The 18668-nt window shown below is 54.2% G+C and carries 18 protein-coding genes and 1 pseudogene; 12 read left to right on the top strand and 7 right to left on the bottom strand.

Annotated features, from left to right (window positions below; translation table 11 throughout):
- Positions 1–139: pseudogene (locus tag ABQ298_06905) on the bottom strand (ergothioneine biosynthesis protein EgtB).
- An 82-nt stretch (positions 140–221) separates the two neighbouring features.
- Here ABQ298_06905 and ABQ298_06900 point away from each other — a divergent pair.
- Together ABQ298_06900 and ABQ298_06895 are read left to right on the top strand one after the other, a co-directional pair.
- Positions 222–2300 (top strand): hypothetical protein, encoded by a 2079-nt coding sequence (locus ABQ298_06900; protein MEQ9824096.1) that lies wholly within the window; start codon positions 222–224, stop codon positions 2298–2300.
- Between the two features lie 329 nt (positions 2301–2629).
- On the top strand, positions 2630–3727 hold the full coding sequence (locus tag ABQ298_06895; GenBank protein ID MEQ9824095.1) for a hypothetical protein: 1098 nt from the start codon (positions 2630–2632) through the stop codon (positions 3725–3727).
- 61 nt (positions 3728–3788) lie between these two features.
- Here ABQ298_06895 and ABQ298_06890 read toward each other — a convergent pair whose 3' ends face one another.
- Both ABQ298_06890 and ABQ298_06885 read right to left on the bottom strand, forming a co-directional pair.
- Entirely contained in the window at positions 3789–4253 is a 465-nt protein-coding gene (locus ABQ298_06890; protein MEQ9824094.1) for a cupin domain-containing protein, read from the bottom strand.
- 40 nt (positions 4254–4293) lie between these two features.
- On the bottom strand, positions 4294–4737 hold the full coding sequence (locus tag ABQ298_06885) for a nucleoside deaminase (protein ID MEQ9824093.1): 444 nt from the start codon (positions 4735–4737) through the stop codon (positions 4294–4296).
- A 205-nt stretch (positions 4738–4942) separates the two neighbouring features.
- Here ABQ298_06885 and ABQ298_06880 point away from each other — a divergent pair, with 205 nt between their 5' ends.
- Together ABQ298_06880 and ABQ298_06875 are read left to right on the top strand one after the other, a co-directional pair.
- Positions 4943–5158, top strand: a complete 216-nt coding sequence (locus tag ABQ298_06880; protein ID MEQ9824092.1) for a hypothetical protein — start codon at positions 4943–4945, stop codon at positions 5156–5158.
- Between the two features lie 24 nt (positions 5159–5182).
- A complete protein-coding gene (locus ABQ298_06875) occupies positions 5183–7438 on the top strand; it encodes a hypothetical protein (protein ID MEQ9824091.1) in 2256 nt (751 codons plus the stop codon).
- A 63-nt stretch (positions 7439–7501) separates the two neighbouring features.
- Here ABQ298_06875 and ABQ298_06870 read toward each other — a convergent pair whose 3' ends face one another.
- From ABQ298_06870 to ABQ298_06855, 4 genes are read right to left on the bottom strand one after another with little or no spacing between them, the layout of a single operon-like run.
- Positions 7502–7939 carry a hypothetical protein gene (locus ABQ298_06870; protein ID MEQ9824090.1) on the bottom strand — a complete coding sequence of 146 codons (438 nt, stop codon included), beginning with the start codon at positions 7937–7939 and terminating at the stop codon, positions 7502–7504.
- Positions 7926–8405 (bottom strand): hypothetical protein, encoded by a 480-nt coding sequence (locus tag ABQ298_06865; GenBank protein MEQ9824089.1) that lies wholly within the window; start codon positions 8403–8405, stop codon positions 7926–7928. Before ABQ298_06865 ends, ABQ298_06870 begins: the two co-directional genes overlap by 14 nt.
- Positions 8389–9285: a hypothetical protein gene (locus ABQ298_06860; GenBank protein MEQ9824088.1), complete on the bottom strand. Its 897-nt coding sequence runs from the start codon at positions 9283–9285 to the stop codon at positions 8389–8391. The genes ABQ298_06865 and ABQ298_06860 overlap by 17 nt, the downstream gene beginning before the upstream one ends.
- Before the next feature lie 28 nt (positions 9286–9313).
- Positions 9314–10375, bottom strand: a complete 1062-nt coding sequence (locus ABQ298_06855) for an SCO family protein (protein ID MEQ9824087.1) — start codon at positions 10373–10375, stop codon at positions 9314–9316.
- Between the two features lie 226 nt (positions 10376–10601).
- On the opposite strand from ABQ298_06855, the gene ABQ298_06850 reads away from it, so the two are divergent.
- From ABQ298_06850 to ABQ298_06815, 8 genes are all read left to right on the top strand, one after another.
- On the top strand, positions 10602–11603 hold the full coding sequence (locus tag ABQ298_06850) for a COX15/CtaA family protein (protein MEQ9824086.1): 1002 nt from the start codon (positions 10602–10604) through the stop codon (positions 11601–11603).
- Positions 11593–12468 (top strand): heme o synthase, encoded by an 876-nt coding sequence (gene cyoE / locus ABQ298_06845; GenBank protein ID MEQ9824085.1) that lies wholly within the window; start codon positions 11593–11595, stop codon positions 12466–12468. Before ABQ298_06850 ends, cyoE begins: the two co-directional genes overlap by 11 nt.
- Positions 12465–12893, top strand: coding sequence for a DUF420 domain-containing protein (locus ABQ298_06840; GenBank protein MEQ9824084.1), 429 nt, complete (start codon positions 12465–12467; stop codon positions 12891–12893). Before cyoE ends, ABQ298_06840 begins: the two co-directional genes overlap by 4 nt.
- A 165-nt stretch (positions 12894–13058) precedes the next feature.
- The gene (locus tag ABQ298_06835) at positions 13059–14069 is read left to right on the top strand and encodes an adenosine kinase (GenBank protein MEQ9824083.1); all 1011 of its coding nucleotides are present in this window, start codon (positions 13059–13061) and stop codon (positions 14067–14069) included.
- 282 nt (positions 14070–14351) lie between these two features.
- Positions 14352–15566 carry a cytochrome c oxidase subunit II gene (gene coxB / locus ABQ298_06830; GenBank protein ID MEQ9824082.1) on the top strand — a complete coding sequence of 405 codons (1215 nt, stop codon included), beginning with the start codon at positions 14352–14354 and terminating at the stop codon, positions 15564–15566.
- A gap of 23 nt (positions 15567–15589) precedes the next feature.
- On the top strand, positions 15590–17581 hold the full coding sequence (ctaD, locus tag ABQ298_06825; GenBank protein MEQ9824081.1) for a cytochrome c oxidase subunit I: 1992 nt from the start codon (positions 15590–15592) through the stop codon (positions 17579–17581).
- A 10-nt stretch (positions 17582–17591) separates the two neighbouring features.
- A complete protein-coding gene (locus ABQ298_06820; GenBank protein ID MEQ9824080.1) occupies positions 17592–18203 on the top strand; it encodes a heme-copper oxidase subunit III in 612 nt (203 codons plus the stop codon).
- 21 nt (positions 18204–18224) lie between these two features.
- Positions 18225–18653, top strand: coding sequence for a hypothetical protein (locus tag ABQ298_06815; GenBank protein ID MEQ9824079.1), 429 nt, complete (start codon positions 18225–18227; stop codon positions 18651–18653).
- Positions 18654–18668 lie beyond the last annotated feature (15 nt).

The following is an 18668-nucleotide window of genomic DNA, read 5'->3' as shown; positions in this document are numbered from 1 at the left end:
ATTCGATCCAACGCAACGCCTCGACGGGATCGCAGTCCGTTACCGCGTTGGCACTGTAAACCGGATGAAGCGGATTGCAGGAAAACACGTGCAACAAATCCGTCAGCATCAATTCCTGATGCTGTTGCTCATGGATCAGCTGGCAAAACGGGGACGAGGAAAAGGCTCTCAAATTCCGCTCCGATCATACCTACATTTTGCCTTCAGGCTATAAGGTGGTGATGCACCGTCCCGCAGAAGGTCGTCGGTGGCGATTGATTGGTACGGTTGCGGAAGGCGTGTTTTGTCACAAACCCTGTACGGTGTCGGGCGGTGGCAAGAGTGAAATCTCCAAATCCATCGGTGACGCAATCCTTCACGGCAGCGTCATGGTAACGCATTTCCATCGTGATTTTGATGAGGTGGAACAGATTCTGTATGGTTCCTTTGGCTCGCGCTTCAAGGATCGTTCTCAAAATCACGGTGCTGATTCCCGTAAGATTCTCAGTTCTGCCCGTTCGCTGGGTTCGGTGATCAAACTGCTCACTCCGAGTGAAGAATACACCGATGAGTACAATGCCTGGTTGCGTAGCATCCCATTCTACATCAAGGATTTGGTGTTCCTGGTCAAGCGCTACTACAAGGAGGACTGGGGCGATAATTGGCGCGAACGATTTTCGGTGGATGACATCAATGGCAAGTTGGGTAACGAACTGAAATACCGCAACAGCTACATCCGTTCGCACTACCTTCGCATCGGATACAACCCAAAGGGAGGATGGCGCACCTTCAGTTTGCGCAAGGATTTTAATCCGGCCGCAAAGCTGCAAACCGAAGATGACATCAGCGTCTCGGTTGTCGCTCCAAAGACTGCCATCCTTGGACCGACTGGTGAGCGTGGCAAGCGCCAGTCCCTCAAGTTTATCGAGAACTGCGAGTATCGCCTTTTTCAGCGTCCGGACGATGCGGTGGTGCGCGGTTATGACAAGACCACGGAACTCGATTTTTCCGGTAAGAACCGCTTCTTCAGCAACTACGAACCCCTGACTCGTGACATCGTGCAGGAAACGGTGGAAGATGCGATTCGATTCAGTTACTTCACTCCACCAATGCAGCGGGTGCACGAGGAGTTTCTGGCCGAACCCCAGCCCGAGTTTATGGTTTCGACGGCTCAACCGCGCATCGTCGATGGCAAACCGAGCAAGAACCCGCGCTACCTGCAGGATCGCCCCGACCTCAACAGCCTGCGCGATTTGCACATTGCCGCTGTGGGTGCTCATCTCCGGCGTCGTTTGCCGATGGATGCACCGCTGCCGATCCCGGTGAATGCCGTGTTGGCGGGACGCCGCAACAATCCGCCCGATCCTGAGGCGGGCATCCGTGCGCTCTGCGTTTACAATCCGATCCACTATCAGGAGCTTCCGGAGTTGTTCATGGATTTTATCGCGAGCCTGACTGGAAAAAGCCCGAGCACCACTGGGGCTGGTTCTGAAGGAGCGCTTACGAAGGGACCCTTTAATGCTTTGCCGCAGATTTTTGATCTGAATAACGCACTGGTTTCCTATGTTCTGACCCAGGATGGTTGTTATTCGAGTGCTGCCGGGTACGTCGGACCCAACTATAAGGTGGATCATGACATCAGCTTGCTCGTGCCGGAGCTTTGGAGCCGATTGCGCGCACACGAGCGCGAACCGGACTGGTTGATCGAGCATGGATACCTGGACCGTTGTGAGGATTTTGAGCACAACGGGGAATCCATCCTCGCAAGTCGTCTGGGCTGGCGCATCAACATGAAATTCGCCAGGGATTTTCTGGGTCGTGTCTTCTCCAATCCGGTAGCGGTCTTCACGGAAGACATGCTCAAACCGGAGATTCAGGATCTGGAAATCTTTGTGGATGGGGTCCGCAACATTGTGCAAACTCAGAAGCGCGTGGCGGAGTTGTATTTTGAAGATGGAACCATCGAACTGGCTTGTCCGCCGTTGCGTGCATTGCTGCACATCATGGTGCATGGGCACTTTGAGGGGAAAACGATCAATGATCGGGAGATCCGGGATCTGTTCACCTACGATGCGGTTGTGCAGAGTGACTGGTATCTGGCCCGCCTTGATGCGTTCCGGGAATCCGAACTGCGTCGCCTGAAGAAAATCAGGCGCAACGTTGAGGTCTACCTCGCACGTCCAAACAATGCCGAACTTGCGGAGGAGATGAAGCTCATGGATCGACTGGTCTACGCACAACGCAAAATAGATGAGCTGCAGGCTGCCGATTTCCATGAGCGCTATCGCGGTTCACTGGGAACGGATCCGGGTGTGTTGTAGGGAAGATACTGGAGGGATTTCAATCCATGCAGGTCCACCTGCTCTCTCGTTTCGCAAACGAAAGCTGAACCCGTTGGCGTGCGCAGCGCTGTGCACGCCTAGGTTCTAGTTTGTGGGCCTGCTTTTATCGCTCAGACTGAGAGTGCTAAAGGTGGCATTGCATGGGTTTGGAGTTTTATTTTCAAAATTCCGAAGGCGGTTTGACCCGCTCCTTTCAACCGCTACGTTTGCACTGTTCAGGGAGAAATCTCTCAAATATCAACAACCACATATTTCAAATGGTAGACATCAGTAAATATTCGTTTCCTCCGTTTTCATTGGATCGATTGATGACCACCTGCTTTGGGCAGGGCGAAGGCGAAAAGCTTTGCATCCTCATCGATCTGCCCAATCCGGAGGAAGTGAAGGACTTTGCGTTCCTTCAGAATCGCTCACTATCGATCCAGAACTATGGTCATTCGGTCTTTTTCGAAGGCTTTCGCAAGGGTGGACTCGAGCGCCTCAACTATCGTGGAGGCGACTTGTATGCCTATCGGGAAACCGGGGGAAGTAATCTCGACATGGAGGATGAGTGCTGGGACGTGAAGGGCAATCAACTGTCGCTCGACAGGGACATTTACCCAAACTATGGCATCATCCTGGTGGTCAGCACCTGGTCGGCCACCGCTCCGTTGACGGCAAAGTGCAAGGAGTTTGGATTTCGCGGGGCGACACTTCATGGACTGAATCAGATCATCGTCGATTCAGGTTTGAGTGTGGACTACAATCACGTCAGTGAAGAGGCAGAGAAAATGCGCCTTGGGTTGACGCGTGCAGACCGCTTTGAGATCGATTTTTCGGTGGAGGGTCAGACGACTACGCTCGTGCTGCATACCAACGGACAGGAGGCTCAGAAGAGCCATGGTCTTTGTCCGAGGGGCACACCGGACGTAGCGAATTTGCCAGCTGGAGAAGTGTACTTTGTGCCGGAAGGAGCCGAAGGGCGTTTTCCGTTCAAGTATGAGGATGAAACCCTTGGCATGCTGGATGTAAAGGACGGAAAGGTGTATCAATCCACATTGCTCTACGGCGACTACAGCTTGATTGAGCAACACAATGCCAAGCTCAAGGAGGACCCCATGACAGGTGCCTTGGGGGAGCTGGGGTTTGGGACGCAGTTGCTGCCGTTTTCAGGTCGGGATATTCAGGACGAAAAGATTCGTGGCACGATTCACGTGGCCACCGGGCGGGATGATCATCTCGGGGGAAAGCTGACTCCCGATCTCTTCACCAAACATGAATATGCCTCGCACGATGATGTCCTGTATGCTCCGTTCAAGACGCCGGAAATTCGCATCCCCGAGGTTCGCATGATCCGCGACGGAAAGGCGACGGTGATTCATCGCAACTACGAGATCACCGAATACTTGCAGCATCTGTTGTCATAGTGGATGCCAATCGCTTGGGTCGGGTTTCACAGGTCTCTGTGGACCTGTTCCCGATCCGGCTTTATGATTTGCTGGGAGCTTGCTTCTCTGTTGACGGGATGTTCTCCAGCACCGTGATGGGTGTTCCCTGCACACCGGCATAGAAGACAACGATGACGGCGGGTTCATCACCGGGGTTGTGGCCATAGTGTGGCTGGTTGACCAGTTCAATGAGCGTATCGCCTGCCTTTAGTTGCAGGGTTCGCCCGTCAGGGGTGTGCACCGTCAAAGCACCCTCCAGTAGCAAACCAGCGTTGATAACCGGATGGTGGTGCATCGGAAGTGCACTGTGCGGTGGAATAGTGATGCGCAGGATCGTGACCTCGGGAGTGCCTTTCGGATAGGCTGGCAACGGACTGCCATCCCAGCTCAGGGATGCTTTCTGGAGCACTTCAACCTCGGCAGATGTGCTGGAAGTGTGAGCGTGCAGGAACCCTGTGAGCAGGCACAGGTTCACGAATAATAGGGGTTTCAGCAAGATGTTCATTTGTGGAATCGAGGGTTCGTGTTTTTGGGGGAAGCAAACATCAGGTACAGCCAATATCTTCGTTCCACAGCGATGGGTGCTGATCGATAAAATCCCGCATCATCTGAATGCAAGCAGGGTTCTGCAGTACATCAACCGTGACGCCTCTTGAGCGCAGCAGTTCTTCCTCACCCATAAAATTCTGGTTTTCACCTACAATGACTTTGGGAATCTGGTAGAGCAGGATGGCACCGCTGCACATCGCACAGGGGGAGAGTGTGGTGTAGAGTTCACACTCACGCAGCAAGGAGGCGGACAATCGACCCGCATTTTCCAAGGCGTCCATTTCTCCATGCAGAACAGCGCTTCCCTTCTGAACCCGGCGGTTGTGACCCCGACCGAGGATTTTTCCGTGATGAACGAGAACGGAACCGATGGGGATGCCTCCTTCGGCAAGTCCGGCCTGCGCCTCTTCGATTGCCGCCTGCATGAATGCGTCTGCCATGTGAGAAAATCTGTTCAGAATTCTCCAGAATGTCGAGTGCTGGTTGGAATGGAGTTGTAGGGAGTGGTGAAATGAATCAGTTTTGTGCTGAGTTTACCGTAAGAGTTTCAAAAATCAAAGGTTTGAAACTGCGGCATCGCTACCATTTTGGAACGCATGCGACTGCGCAGAGAAATATCGTGAAGGAGTACCTGATTATTGGAACATGATTCGATACCGTCAAACCTTCGAGGAAATCATCAGTTCCTTGATTCCTATTGAGGCAACTTGGCTGGATTCTCATGCAGAGAAGACTATTCAATTGATGCAACAGATTCCTCAAAAATCTGCCTATGAGCCTAACGATGTGAAACGGCTGCTGGATCAGGATTTTGATCTTCTTTTTCCATTCGCTGGTGAATACAGTGGAGTTCTCCAGTAACTTCGCACTGCATCTGTTTGCCTGATGAAAACCTTCACCTTGAGCTTCTTTTTTCTTCTCAGTTCACTGGTTTCTGCCAGTGATTGGATTGCAACTCCGATTGACGGCTGCACGCCAAGTGTGAGTTCGGTGGACTCTCTCGACGGACGCTTTGTTGCCTGGGGCGATGGACTGATGGTCTCAGAAGATGGAGTGAACTGGACAACGGTACCACTGCCACTCGATGGAGGAAGGATCTCGAGCGTCTTTGTTGTGAACGGACAGTGGGTGTTGTTTGCGGAAGAGAGTACGGGTCAGCGGATGCGCCTCATATCTACCGATCTGAAGCGATGGGCGAGGGATCGCATCCCAGGGTCTTTCGGTTGGGGCATTATATATGCCAAGGGAAAGTTTTTTGAAATAAGATCGCATCGTCTGCACAACTCCCCGGACGGGTTGACCTGGCAGGAGGTACCAATCGAGTTGGAGACAGTCGATACTCTGACGGCGATTGTGGAGTTGGAGGATACGCTCTATCTGCTGGGTTGGGACCGCTACTGGACGAGTGAGGATGGTGTTGAATGGAACGAAATACAGGCTCCATTTCTGAGTCGTGATGGCAGTGGAAACGGGGTATATCAAGCAGTGTCCTTCAAAGGCTGGACATTTGCCGTAGGAAATGGATTTCACCGATCCCAAGACCGTCAGCAGTGGCAGTCGCTTTTTCCCCTAGGAATTCACGGCGATGCGGCGGTTACGGGGGACGAGGGTATCTCACAGCTTTTCCCGACGGACGAAGCACTCTATGCTGTGACGAGTACGGGTCGTATGCTTTTCACCCACGATGGTACGCACTGGGGCACGACCGGACGTAAGGCATTGCCTCAGCCCATGGGGCCTGGATTGATTGTATTGCAGTACCGTCTGGCTGCGGACGACATGACGCGAGTATGTACGGATGGCAAAGATCTCTTTTGTCAGGCCAGAGGGGGCGATTGGCAGCGTGTCAGTGATGCCAGCTGGCCCGCAGCCTGGTCTCAGGATGGTTTCGCTCCCCAGTGGTTTGCGGGTCGTTATGTGGTGGGTGGACCGGGGGCGCAGTTGTGGAGCAGCGAGGATGGGGTCGTGTGGCGCACGGATTTTCGGTATGCAGGGGTGCAGGAGTGGTCGTCCATTATCGATCCAGACTCCTTTTGGGGTGATTCGTTCAGGCTCGCGCAGGGAGGAGGACAACTGCTTGCAATAGGTCGAGGAGACTGGGTACTTGCAACCGAAGATGGACGCTTATGGCGTCATCACTGGACGACGCTTGACGGACAGCCCATGTGGGATCAGATCGGCTCAACGACTGAGGGTTATTCTGATTCGATTGAAGCACTGCGCTTTGTGGATGGACGCTGGATTTCGACTTCAACTGCAGGCAATCCCATTCAATCTGCGAATGGTATCCATTGGGTGAGTGAGGCGCGTGCACCCGAAGGACTGGAGTTCGTACGCATCCATCGAATGCAGGATGGTTTTGTGGGGGCAGGCACCTGGCTTTATTTCAGTACCGACGGCCAGAATTGGGAAGCAGCGTCGGTGGAGGGATTAACCGAGGCTGAAAGCACCTGGTGGTTTGTGAATCTGAAGCGCTTTGCTGAGGGTTATGTGGTGGGTTGGAATGGCGGAGCAATTTTTCGTTCGGTGGATGGAAGGAGCTGGAGTCGGATCGAGATTCCACTGGAGGGTTTTGTTCCTTCTGGCAACATCAGCCAAATTGGGGATGCCCTGTATCTTGCCATGTCGCAGGGTTCGGCACCGTTTTTGCGCATGGATCCAGACGGAACCCTTTCTCCGGTTCATGTGCTGCCTGCAACGATTCTTGAGGTGGAGGGTGATGCCCCACAGGCTTTGGCACTGAGTAGTCGTCTTGGAGGTGCCGTGCTGCTTCGACCGCACGAATTGCCGCATCCCGTCCTGAAAGTGACGGCACTGGTGGATACGCTATCTGAACTCGATTCGCCGCAGCCAGCGTTTGCATTGACACGCCACGGGGATGTCTCCCAGTCGCTGGAGGTGATCCTGGACTGGGTGGGTTCGGCAACGGTGCACACCGATTTCGGCTGCAATCTGGAGCAGCGTGGCGACAACTGGGTCTTGCGTTTTGAGTCGGGTTATTCCGTGCTTCACGTGTGGCTGGAACCTGTGCAGGATGGATTGCAGGAAAGCGAAGAATCCGTTGGGCTTTGGATTCGCCCTGATCATGCCTATCGGGTAATGTCTGAGAACGCATTGGCGACGCTTTTGCTGACCGATTGAGTGTTTGGAGATTTTCGTGCTCTGGGAACTCGACTGGAGAGATCTCAAGTGGATTGCGCGATGTCAGACCATCATTTCGGGATGGCGTTCGAAGAGCATGGCGGGGATTTGGGAAAGAGAAAGAAACATGAGGGTTCCCTCGAACCCGGGCACCCCAAGCTTTTCGCCGACTTCCGCAGCGGCCATGGCATCGACCATTACGTTGCCGATGAGCAGGAACACAAAAAAGAAGGAGAGAATGCAGATCCCGATCATACCGATTCGCCACACCCGGGATGCGCGCACCCTGACCCATGGAAACAGCATCCAAGCAGCGATCAGGATGCAGTAGGGCAGGGTGAGCCAGAACAGCCAGGGGGCGGCAGTTGATTCGCGCACCTGATACCGCTGCATGCACCAGAATGCCATCATGGCCACTGCAAGCCAAGCGAGCCAGCGCGTTGCACGGGCGAGACTGCGCGCGTAGTTCAGTTCGGGTGGTTGGGCATTATCGGCTGACATGATCGAGTGCAGGGTTTGACTGAATCGGGATGGGGTTGGCAATGCGAATTTCACCAGAAGCGGTTTGGCCGACTGGCAGACTGAGCATGTGCAGCGGATCGGAATCGTAGTGCAGGTGGATCACCCACCGTGGTTCGAGATTGGAAGTGTATTGCGATCCGAAGAACTGGAGTGCGTTTTGGGGATCCCAGGGTTCGATGTGCATGTGCTTTACTGGAGTCTCGAGATCATAGGCCAGACTGCGCAAAATGGCTTCTCGAGTTTTGGGTAGCACCGCTTCCCAGTGGAAAAACTTGAAGGTGGATTCGATGGGAGGAACACGGTTTCCATGCAAGGAAGCAAACTCGATTGCAAAGTCTCTGACAGCGCTCGGCGCCGTTCCGCTGATTTGCGGTCCGGCATCCTGACATGCTCCCAGCAAAAGTGCGAACAGGGCTGCCAGCAGGGGATTACAGAACTTCCACATCGTGCGGGATAAAAAGGGATTGACCGTCAATCTGGAATTGTGCCCAGAAACGATAGCGGCCGCTTTCGCCACTGTAGAAGGTGAAGTCAAACGACGGTTGCATCGGGTTGTCCGGTGAGGCGTCCGAGTTCGGATGCATGTGGGCAAATCCCGTGGTGCCTTCCCGCAGTGCAACAACGTGGCTATAAGAGTCCATGAAGCGCTCCAGTTCAACGGGTTGTCCGGACTTATCCCTTAGGGTGAGCGAAAAATGAACCCAGCTTCCGCGACGCACGGGTTTGTCGCCAAAATCCCATTGCAGATCCAGCGATGGTGAAAGATCCGAGTTGTCCGGACGGGCGGACGCACTGCCCTCAACAGTTAGAGTGGAGTGCACGATCAACTGCTTGCGGGTGCGCAGTGGCACTCCCTCAACGTAGAGGTCGTATGTTCCGCTGCGTTGTGGAGTGAAGGAAAACTGCCAGCGACCGGTGTTATCGACCGGGACGGGATGCAGGTGATGGAAGTCCGAGTGAGATTCATGCACGACGAGCAAGTGCAGCTTTTCGGCATGCGTGATGGCAAGTTCGTGCGGCAGCAGATCGTTGCCTTTGGGTCCCGTGATGGAGATATCCCCATGGTAGAGTTGTCCAACCCTTGCGGTATTTGCAGAGTGGACGAGCAAACGACCGGGGAACTTGACTCGTTCGAGATCCATCATGCCACCGGGTCCATCGGCACACATTTCAACGCCGTTTGCGGTTTCTTCGGTTACCTCGTAGTGCAAAATGGCGCACTGCGTGTTGGGCATGCTGCGAATGCCAAAGTAGACCCCAACAAATAACAGAGTAAGGAGTGCGATCTGGATGCGGGTTTGCCTGGAAATGGATGTTGAACTCATGGAAAGTGATAACGGCAGAAGCGTCGCTTCAGTCTGCATGTTTTGACTCGGATCTCCGGGAATACAGTATCACCCCTGCTGCGATTGCAAGCAAGGCAACCAGTGCCGAAAGCAGAACTGGAACCATCGACATCTCCGGGTCCGATACGGGTTGTTGCTGGGCCGCATCGAGCACGACCTCCGGCGGCGAAGTGGGTTGCGCTGCATCAGGCGAGGGTTGTGCCGCTCTGCCCAGCTTTGCCTTGTGGATGTGATCGATGAACTGATCCACGGTCCAGCGCGTGCCATCCTTGCGCAGCACGATCTTGCCAGTAGGGTCAAACAACAGGGTGGTGACGGTGTGATCGATGATGTTTTCACTTTCAAATGCGATCACGCCGTATTGCTTCAGCACGTTGAGCATCACAGATTGCGGACCCGTGAGAAAGCTGAAGTTGTTGAGGTCGGCTCCGCGCGTAACTCCATAGTCGTAGAGGATGCCGGGTGTGTCATATTCCGGGTCGAAGGTGACGCTGACGAGTTGCAAGTCTTCAATGCCCTCACCTGCGGCCCTGCGTTGCAGGTCAATCATGCGTGCGGTCTGTGCCGGGCACATCTCCTGAACGCTGCAGCGCGTGAAAATGAAGTTGAGCACGACCCACTGCCCCAGGAACTGTTTCCACTGGATAATATCGCCCTGCTCATTGAACATGGAAAAATTGATGCCGTAGTCACCCTCCTTGCGAAACTGGCGTCGCTGACGGGTTGCGGTATCTTTCTGCAGCTGCAAATTGACTGCATCCATGATGCGCTGCTGCTCGGGTTCGACGGGCCAGATGAATTCGAGCAGGTAGCGACCATCGCTTTGACCCAATTCCCCACGAACGCGCCGTCCCTGATATTGCAATTCCATATCCCCAGGGGATACCCGGGCGACAAGAGGGCCTTCAATCCTCCCTCCCTCCTTTCGCTCGATCACATCGATCGTGAAGGTGCGCGCTTCCTGGTCCACGGACTGAACCGTTGCTTCGATGAACTCGATCTGTGCAAGAGCGGACGTGACTGTGCTCAGTGCAAGTGCGATGGGAAACAGGAATTTGACGAGTTTCATGGTGAATTGCATTACGATCCTTTACCATAACGCAAGTCGGCAACAGGGAAAATCATAAATACTGCTTTTCCTCGGATGCAGGGTTGATTTTCAGAACGAGTTGGAACTAGATGCTTGCGGTATCCCCGCGTGGAGAACCTTTGGCAGCACCGTAGTGTTCGGGACGCTGCGTTTGGATGTCTCCCGTTTCTTCTCGAATTGAACCCATGATATTGCCTGCGACGTGATGCGATTGTCACGAAATTCCACCTACAAGCCACTGCTCTTCTGGTTTTCTCTGTTTGCGCTTTGTTGGATGACCCTGCTGCTCTATGCGGGCGGGTTCACGACCAGTATTGAAGCGGGCATGGCCTTTCTCGACTGGCCGCTCTCCAACGGATCGCTCAACCCCGAAGGCTGGACCCAGTCGGCGGACCAACTCGCCGAGCATTCCCACCGCTTGCTTGGCATGAAGATGGGGTTGCTCAGTATCGCATTGTGGGTGTTGTGCATGCTGTTTGAATCCCGACGCCCCGTTCGTCGAATTGCGGCACTGCTGGTTGGCATCATTGTGCTTCAGGGCCTGATCGGTGGATTACGTGTGCTGTTGGATCAGCAGAATCTGGAGACAGATGGCAATGCGATTGCACAGGTTTTTCTCATTCTGCATGCGGTGGGTGCGCAGGTAACACTCTGCACCATGGTGACACTGGTGGTATGGCTTTCCAAAACCTGGATTGAAGGATCAAGTCATCCGTCAGGCGTTCTGCAAGACCCGCTTCGGCGGTGGTCAACCTTTGCGCTGGGTGCGCTGGGCGTGCAGTTGTTGTTGGGTGCATTTTTGCGACACTTCAAAGCGACGGGAGTGTTTGGCGACAACTTTCCTCTGCTCACGGATACGTGGATGGGCTTGTCGAGCCTGGTTCCGTCTGTGTGGCACCTACAGAGTGCGGTACATTTTTTTCACCGGGCGTGGGCAATGGTTGTCTGCATCGCACTGCTTCGCTTTTTTGGACTCGCTTGGAAAAGCTGCGCAAAACAACACTGCCGACGGTTTTGGCTGATGGTGGGTACCCTGCTGCTGGCACTTCAGATCTTCCTGGGTGCACTGGTGGTTTGGACGCTGCGCAATCCCTATGCGGCGACACTGCATACCCTTGTGGGGGCGGGAATCCTTGCTGTCACCTGGGGGTTGAGTCTAGGGGTGCATCGCAAGGTTTCAGAAAAAGGAGTGGCGCATGTCAGTTGAATGGATGGCCAAGGCACGTGCCTTCAATGCGCTGACCAAACCCCGTCTGAGTGCGCTTTCGGTCATCACAGGCATGGTGGGGTATGCGGTTGCTCCATCCGGATTTGAGTGGAAGACCTGCATCGGCCTTGCACTGGGCATGAGTCTCGCTGCGGGTTCCGCCGCAGCACTCAATCAATGGATGGAACACAAGCGCGATGCGCTGATGGAAAGAACCTGTCACCGACCCATCCCATCCGGAGAGATCGGAGCCGGAACCGCATTGCTCTTCGGACTGGGAATCGGTGTGGTGGGTTTGTTGATTCTGCAGTGGCTCACAAATACCCTGGCCATGACCCTGACGCTTGCAACGCTGGTGAGTTACCTTGCCGTTTATACGCCATCCAAATCCATTACCCCATGGTGCACGGCGATCGGCACCATCCCCGGTGCACTGCCGCCAATGATCGGCTGGGCAGCTTCTGAAGGAACGCTTGCAGTAGCGGCGTGGTTGCTTTTCGGGCTGATGGTTGCATGGCAGATCCCGCATTTCATGGCCATCGCCTGGACCTACCGTGAAGACTATGCCAAAGCATCGCTCCCCATGATTTCAGTTGTGGATGGCACGGGTCGGTCTGCTGCCGTGCAGTCGACCGTGTTTACCGTGTTGCTGATTTTCAGTGCACTGGGATTTGTATGGTTTGACGTGGCGACTTGGGTTTTTGGTGCAGCATCGCTGCTTCTGGGTTTCTGGATGTTATGGCTGTGCCTGCAGTTTCTGCTGCGAACGGAGCGCTCGCTCTGGGCAAAGCGACTTTTTTTCTTTACCTTGATTTACCTTCCCATTGCCTTTGGGCTGCTGGTGATAGATGTGAATTTCCTATGATTGCCTTGCCCGAACTCAATGCCCTGCTCAATGCCACTGCCACGGTTTTGATTCTGGCGGGACTGGTGGCAATTTCCAGAGGTGCAACGACAGTACACCGCAATCTCATGTCAGGTGCCTTTGGGGTGTCGGTGCTCTTCCTCATCAGCTACGTCACGCATCGCATCCGACAACAGGGAATACACACTCCGTTTGAGGGACTGGGGTACTGGCGTACCGTCTACTATTGCATGCTCGCAACGCATGTGGTGCTGGCGATGATGGTTCCGTTTTTGGCGATTCGCACCATTTTGCTCGCCCTGCGAGGCCAGTTTGAGAAGCATCGCTTCTGGGCACGGATTACCTACCCGATCTGGCTGTACGTATCCGTCACGGGAGTATTGGTTTATTTTTTTCTGTATCAGTGGTTTGGCAGTGCCGGATGAGATGAAAGCGATGCGAATCTGATGCTGGTGTGTCTGTTGTGAGCAGAAACGGATCTGAATTCAAGGGCTTGCGTTTGCCCGAGAGGTCAGGGTTGGGATTGAGAGCATCGATTTTGGAGTTTTTGCGTTTGCAACACGGGATGCATTGTGGAATAGAGGCCACTGATGAATTGGGAACAACGAAGCATGGATGTGTATGCACTCGGCAATGCACTGGTCGATATACTGGCGTCGGTGGACGATGCATTTGTGGAAAAGCTAGGCTTTGCCAAGGGTTCCATGAATCTCGTAGACACGGCAAAACGCACGGAAATCCTCAAACTGCTTCAGGGTCAGCCGCTTGAGCGAAAGAGCGGAGGGTCAGCCGCAAATTCGATGATTGCCATCACTCAGAGCGGTGGAAACGGCATCTTTGCGGGCAAGGTGGCGCAGGATGCCGAGGGTCAATTTTTCAGGCATGATTTGCGCGACGGAGGAGTGACATATGACGTCGCACCAGGGGACCCCGGTATCGATCCGACGGGCACGAGCATTATTCTGACCACTCCAGACGCCGAGCGCACAATGTGCACTCACCTCGGGATTTCCATCGCACTGGACGCTCCGGATGTGGTCGAATCTCAGATTGCCCAGTGCAAGCTCTGCTACATTGAGGGCTATCTCTGGTCGGGTCCCAGCACGCGGGCAGCGGCGCTCCGCACCATGCAGCTGGCGCGCAAAGTCGGCACGCGCGTGAGTTTCACCTTTTCCGATTCCTTTCTGGTGCAGGCCTTTGCGGATTCGTTTCGATCAGAGGTGCTGCCACACTGTGACATCGTATTCTGTAATCGTGACGAAGCCCTGCAATTTACGGGTGCGAGCAATCTGTCCGATGCGGTGCGTTCCATTGGGGAACAGGTGCCCATGGCATTTGTCACGGATGGTGCGCATGGAGCCTGGATTGCCCATGCAGGTGCAGTGACAACGGTTGCCGGCTATCCTGCAGTGGCAATCGACACCGTCGGAGCGGGGGATGCCTTTGCCGGAGGGGTGCTTTATGCGCTTGCCCGCGGGGCACAGCCGGAAATGGCCGCACGTTGGGGAAACGCACTGGCCAGCAAGGTTGTGGAAGTCCGCGGTCCGCGATTGCAAAGCCTGCCTGAAGAGTTGAAGCAGACGGTCGGATTCGACCTCTAGCCTGGCATGCATCGGGTTACTTCGGTGCGTTTGGTGCTGCCCGGAAGAAATTGCCTTGGCAAGCCGGGCGGGGTAGGAGGCAATTCTAAACCTGCGAAACTGAGCTATAAGCAGAAGTGTTAACTGGGGAGTGGGGCTTGGAAAAAAGCACATTCAGACAACTAATACTTGTAATAAGAAATCTGAATCGATAACGCTTTGCCTAACGCAGTTGTGTCTCCCTGAGATGCTGCGAACGCGCGAATTCGCTCTGCGAATGGGTTTCTGTTTACTTCCCGATCTATGACTCAGTTTATCACACGGATGTTTCGGCTGCTTCCCCTGATGGGGGTTTTGTTTTTGGCAGGTTGTGATTATCAGTCCAGGCAGTCGACCTTCGACCCCAAGGGACCTTTGGCAAAAGAACAGCTGGACCTGTTCTACATCACGCTCTGGGTCGTGCTGTTCCTTTTCGTGACTGTGGGAAGCGCATTGTTGTATGCAGTGATCCGTTTCCGCGAGCGCAAGACGGATGATCCCAACTTCAAGCCGAAACAGTCGCATGGTAATCCCGCAGTGGAACTGGGGCTGATCCTGGGGTCGATTGTCATGCTGGTGATCATCGCCATCCCCACCTTGCAGGGCATTCGTTTCATGCACCGCATGCCTGTCGATGAGGCCAGCCAACTGGCAAGTTATTACGACGGGACACTTTCAGAAGGTGCCGAATCCGATGTTCTGTTGGTCTACGTTTATGGCTGGCAGTGGTGGTGGTCCTTTGAATACCCGCAACTGGGCATCACCACCGCCAATGAGTTGGTGATTCCGGTGGGCAAGGTGGTTCAGCTGGAGCTTCGTTCGAAGGATGTCATCCACTCCTTTTGGCTGCCCAAGCTTGCGGGCAAGGTGGATACGATTCCTGGCCGCACCAACGCCATGTGGATCCAGGCTGATGAAGCGGGTCATTATTATGGGCAGTGTGCGGAATTTTGCGGAGAATCCCATGCTTACATGCTCTTTCGTGCCGATGCTTTGGAGACCGAGGACTTCAACGCATGGGCGAAACAACACCGCGAGGGAGCGGCACATCCGGACGGCAGCGAGAGCTGGGATCAGTTTCGCACAGATCTCGCCGCCTATCGCGGTGGTGCAAATGTATTTGACGGAGACGATCTGCTTGAAGGTGCGGCACTCTTCTATACCAAGGGCCAGTGCAATACCTGCCATGCGGTCCAGGGATCAAATCTGGCACTCGGAGCGGTGGCCCCCGATCTCACCCATGTCGGGAGTCGCAAGAGTCTGGCTGCCGGATGGTTGGACAACCGTGCTTCGGATGAAGGAGAGATTGATCCGGACATCCAGTTGCAGAATCTCATCGACTGGGTAGGACACTCTCAAGACATCAAGCCCGGAAACCTGATGCATAAAGGCACGAGCGGGATGATGGGTCTCAACCAGATTGAACTCTCGGAGGACGAAGTGCGTAAGATCGCGCTGTATTTGCAGTCCCTGAAATAAAGCAACCCCATTTGATACTTGCCATGGCTGATTCCTACGCATCCCACGCCGAAGCTCACACCCTGCAACCCACCCGCAGTCTGCTCGGATTGAAACGACCCGACCACAGCACCGGCTTGGTCGACTGGCTGACCACGGTGGATCACAAGAAGATCGGTATCCTTTATGCCGTTTTCGGACTGTTCTTTTTTCTGATTGGTGGCATTGAAGTACTCGTTCTGCGCCTGCAGTTGTCGGGTCCAGAGCTGAAGCTGATTTCTGCGCAAACCTACAATCAGCTCTTCATGATGCATGGCACCACCATGATCTTTCTGGCCGTGATGCCGCTGATCTCAGGATTTTTCAACTACATCATGCCGCTGCAGATTGGTGCGAGGGATGTGGCATTCCCCCGACTGAATGCGTTCAGCCTGTGGGTCTTTGTGGCGGGTGCCATTGTGCTCAACATCAGCTGGCTGTTTCAGATCCTGCAAGTATCCGGGCTGTTCAGTCCAGAGGGCGGCACGGACGTTGTTCCAGCCGTAGGCTGGTTTGGTTACGCTCCATTGAGCACAGGGCAGTACAGCGGTATCGGTGCCGATTTCTGGATCTTTGGACTACAGATTCTGGGTGTGGCTTCGATCGCCTCGTCGCTCAACTTTATTGTAACCATTCTCAACATGCGGGCACCGGGACTGACGATGATGCGCCTTCCGGTCTTCACCTGGATGACGCTGGTCACCTCCATGCTGGTGATTTTTGCCTTCCCTGCATTGACCATTGGATTGCTCGAACTGATGTTCGACCGCTTGTTTGGTACCAGCTTTTTCCGGGTGGATTCCGGAGGACAACCCATCCTTTGGCAGCACCTGTTCTGGATCTTCGGGCATCCAGAGGTTTACATTCTGGTACTGCCGGCCATGGGGGTGATTTCAGAGATTCTGCCCACGTTTTCCCGCAAGCCGCTCTTTGGCTATCCGATCATTGTCTTCTCGGGAGCCGTCATCGGATTCCTGGGCTTTGCCGTATGGAGCCATCACATGTTCACGACGGGACTGGGCGAAGTGGCGACCGCTGCCTTTTCGCTTCTCACCATGGCAATTGCAGTGCCTACGGGAGTTAAAATTTTCAACTGGATCGGAACCCTATGGGGCGGACGCATCAAGTTCACGGTACCCATGGTGTATGGCATTGGTTTCATCTGGATGTTCATGATGGGCGGCTTCAGCGGCATCATGCACGCGGCAGCACCCGCTGATGCACAGCAGCAGGATACCTACTTTGTCGTGGCACACTTTCATTATGTGATCATTGGCGGCATCGTTATGGCGATGTTTGGAGGCATTTATTACTGGTTGCCAAAAGTAACCGGGAAAATGTGGAGTGGCTCGCTCGGATACTGGGCGGTAGGATTTGTGGTTTTTGGCCTCAATCTGGCCTTTTTCCCGATGCACTACCTGGGCCTGCTGGGCATGCCGCGCCGCACGCACACCTACCTGGAGGCCAGTGGATTTGGTCCTCTCAACCTTGTGGTCACCATTGGCGCTTTTGTTCTGGCATTTGGCATCCTGCTGGTGGTCATTGACATTATCAAAACGATCCGGGGTAAACACCTTGCGGGCAACGATCCCTGGGATGCGCGGACCCTGGAGTGGATCACCACATCTCCGCCGAAGGTCTATAATTTTGACGCCACCCCGATTGTGAAGTGCCGTGATGCATTTTGGTATGCCAAACACGGTGATGCACGTTATCGCCTCGACTATGTGGATGACCATGGACACGGCGTTCACATGCCCAGTCAATCGTGGTTCCCTCTGATGATGGGGGTGGGCATGTGCATCATGGGCGTGTCGCTTTCGTTGAAAGCAGGAGGAGTGCCGCTAATGGGGTATGTGGGAATTGCGGGCATCTGCATTGTGGCCCTTGGCAACTACCTCTGGCTCTTTGAAGGTCCTGGCGGGTATCATTTGCATCCTGAACCGGACGAATCCGATGCCTCTGACGAATCATCCACCGGAACCGCAAACCCTTGAGTATCTTTCTATGAGCGAAGCAACCACTCTGCAATCCGGCGATGCGGCGCATGCATCGACTGGGATTAATCCCAAAAAACTCATGATGTGGCTCTTTCTAGGGTCCGATTGCATGTTTTTTGGAACCCTGATTTCCACTCACCTGATCTACCGAAAGCTGTATCCGGAGCCGGAACTGGCGCCCAGCAAGGTCTTCGATCTGGAATTGACCACAACGAGCAGCTTCATCCTGCTCATGAGTTCCTTTCTCATGGCTCTGGCGGTCAGTGCCCTGCACAAGCAAAATATGTCCAGCTATCGGTGGATGATCAGTGGCGTGATTTTGTTTGGCCTGACTTTTCTGGGTTTTCAGGTCTATGAATTCTCTCATTTTGTCCACCATTATGGTTTTACCATCCATACGGGTACATTTGGTTCCACCTTCTATCTGCTTACGGGAACACATGGTGTGCACGTTGCGATTGGCGTCCTGATCCTGCTCAGTCAGCTGATTGCCTCCTTCACGCCGCGCCTGACCGTGAATAACGCGATTGATGTGGAAGTGGCCGGATTGTACTGGCACTTCGTGGATGTCGTGTGGATTATTATTTTTACCGCCGTTTACCTGGTGGAATACATTTGAGCCTGAACCCAAGGATCTCCCATGTCAGACCTTCCGCTCTCCAAAGACCAGCTGATCGAAGAGGATAAAAAATACCATACGTTTTACAATCTGGCGATCATCCTGAGCTTCATCACCATGATCGAGGTGGTGGCGATTTTCCTGCCTTTTGTGCAGGGCTTCATCTTTTGGTCGCTCATCATACTTTCACTGGCAAAGTTTTTTGCGGTGATCTTCATTTTCATGCATCTGGTGTATGACAAGAAGATCTACACCCTGCTGTTCCTGGCGGGTCTCGTGTTGGCGACCGGAACCGTGATTGCGCTGTCCTTGCTGTTCAGTTCCGAGAGAGTTGATCACGACGCCATCAGCTGGAACCCGACTCCGGATCTGATTCACTCCGGCGGGGACGACCTTTCGCCGGGGCAGGATCACCCGCTTTCGGGTCGCTCAGTGCGCTGTATGAGCTGAGCCTGTCCCTCGTCC

The sequence above is a fragment of the Puniceicoccaceae bacterium genome, from assembly GCA_040224245.1.
Taxonomy (GTDB): Bacteria; Verrucomicrobiota; Verrucomicrobiia; order Opitutales; family JAFGAQ01; genus JAKSBQ01.
The sequence above is the reverse complement of the archived record's forward strand: the minus strand, read 5'-3'. Positions and strand labels throughout refer to the sequence as shown.

Excerpts from the sequence above, each read along its gene's own strand:
- ABQ298_06835 (MEQ9824083.1), top strand. The coding sequence starts at position 13,059 with ATGAATTGGGAACAACGAAGCATGGATGTGTATGCACTCGGCAATGCA.
- ABQ298_06880 (MEQ9824092.1), top strand. The coding sequence starts at position 4,943 with ATGATTCGATACCGTCAAACCTTCGAGGAAATCATCAGTTCCTTGATT.
- ABQ298_06855 (MEQ9824087.1), bottom strand. The coding sequence starts at position 10,375 with ATGAAACTCGTCAAATTCCTGTTTCCCATCGCACTTGCACTGAGCACA.
- ABQ298_06870 (MEQ9824090.1), bottom strand. The coding sequence starts at position 7,939 with ATGTCAGCCGATAATGCCCAACCACCCGAACTGAACTACGCGCGCAGT.
- ABQ298_06890 (MEQ9824094.1), bottom strand. The coding sequence starts at position 4,253 with ATGAACATCTTGCTGAAACCCCTATTATTCGTGAACCTGTGCCTGCTC.
- ABQ298_06815 (MEQ9824079.1), top strand. The coding sequence starts at position 18,225 with ATGTCAGACCTTCCGCTCTCCAAAGACCAGCTGATCGAAGAGGATAAA.
- ABQ298_06895 (MEQ9824095.1), top strand. The coding sequence starts at position 2,630 with ATGACCACCTGCTTTGGGCAGGGCGAAGGCGAAAAGCTTTGCATCCTC.
- coxB (MEQ9824082.1), top strand. The coding sequence starts at position 14,352 with ATGACTCAGTTTATCACACGGATGTTTCGGCTGCTTCCCCTGATGGGG.
- ABQ298_06850 (MEQ9824086.1), top strand. The coding sequence starts at position 10,602 with ATGCGATTGTCACGAAATTCCACCTACAAGCCACTGCTCTTCTGGTTT.
- ctaD (MEQ9824081.1), top strand. The coding sequence starts at position 15,590 with ATGGCTGATTCCTACGCATCCCACGCCGAAGCTCACACCCTGCAACCC.
- ABQ298_06865 (MEQ9824089.1), bottom strand. The coding sequence starts at position 8,405 with ATGTGGAAGTTCTGTAATCCCCTGCTGGCAGCCCTGTTCGCACTTTTG.
- ABQ298_06820 (MEQ9824080.1), top strand. The coding sequence starts at position 17,592 with ATGAGCGAAGCAACCACTCTGCAATCCGGCGATGCGGCGCATGCATCG.
- ABQ298_06860 (MEQ9824088.1), bottom strand. The coding sequence starts at position 9,285 with ATGAGTTCAACATCCATTTCCAGGCAAACCCGCATCCAGATCGCACTC.
- cyoE (MEQ9824085.1), top strand. The coding sequence starts at position 11,593 with ATGTCAGTTGAATGGATGGCCAAGGCACGTGCCTTCAATGCGCTGACC.
- ABQ298_06885 (MEQ9824093.1), bottom strand. The coding sequence starts at position 4,737 with ATGGCAGACGCATTCATGCAGGCGGCAATCGAAGAGGCGCAGGCCGGA.
- ABQ298_06900 (MEQ9824096.1), top strand. The coding sequence starts at position 222 with ATGCACCGTCCCGCAGAAGGTCGTCGGTGGCGATTGATTGGTACGGTT.
- ABQ298_06840 (MEQ9824084.1), top strand. The coding sequence starts at position 12,465 with ATGATTGCCTTGCCCGAACTCAATGCCCTGCTCAATGCCACTGCCACG.
- ABQ298_06875 (MEQ9824091.1), top strand. The coding sequence starts at position 5,183 with ATGAAAACCTTCACCTTGAGCTTCTTTTTTCTTCTCAGTTCACTGGTT.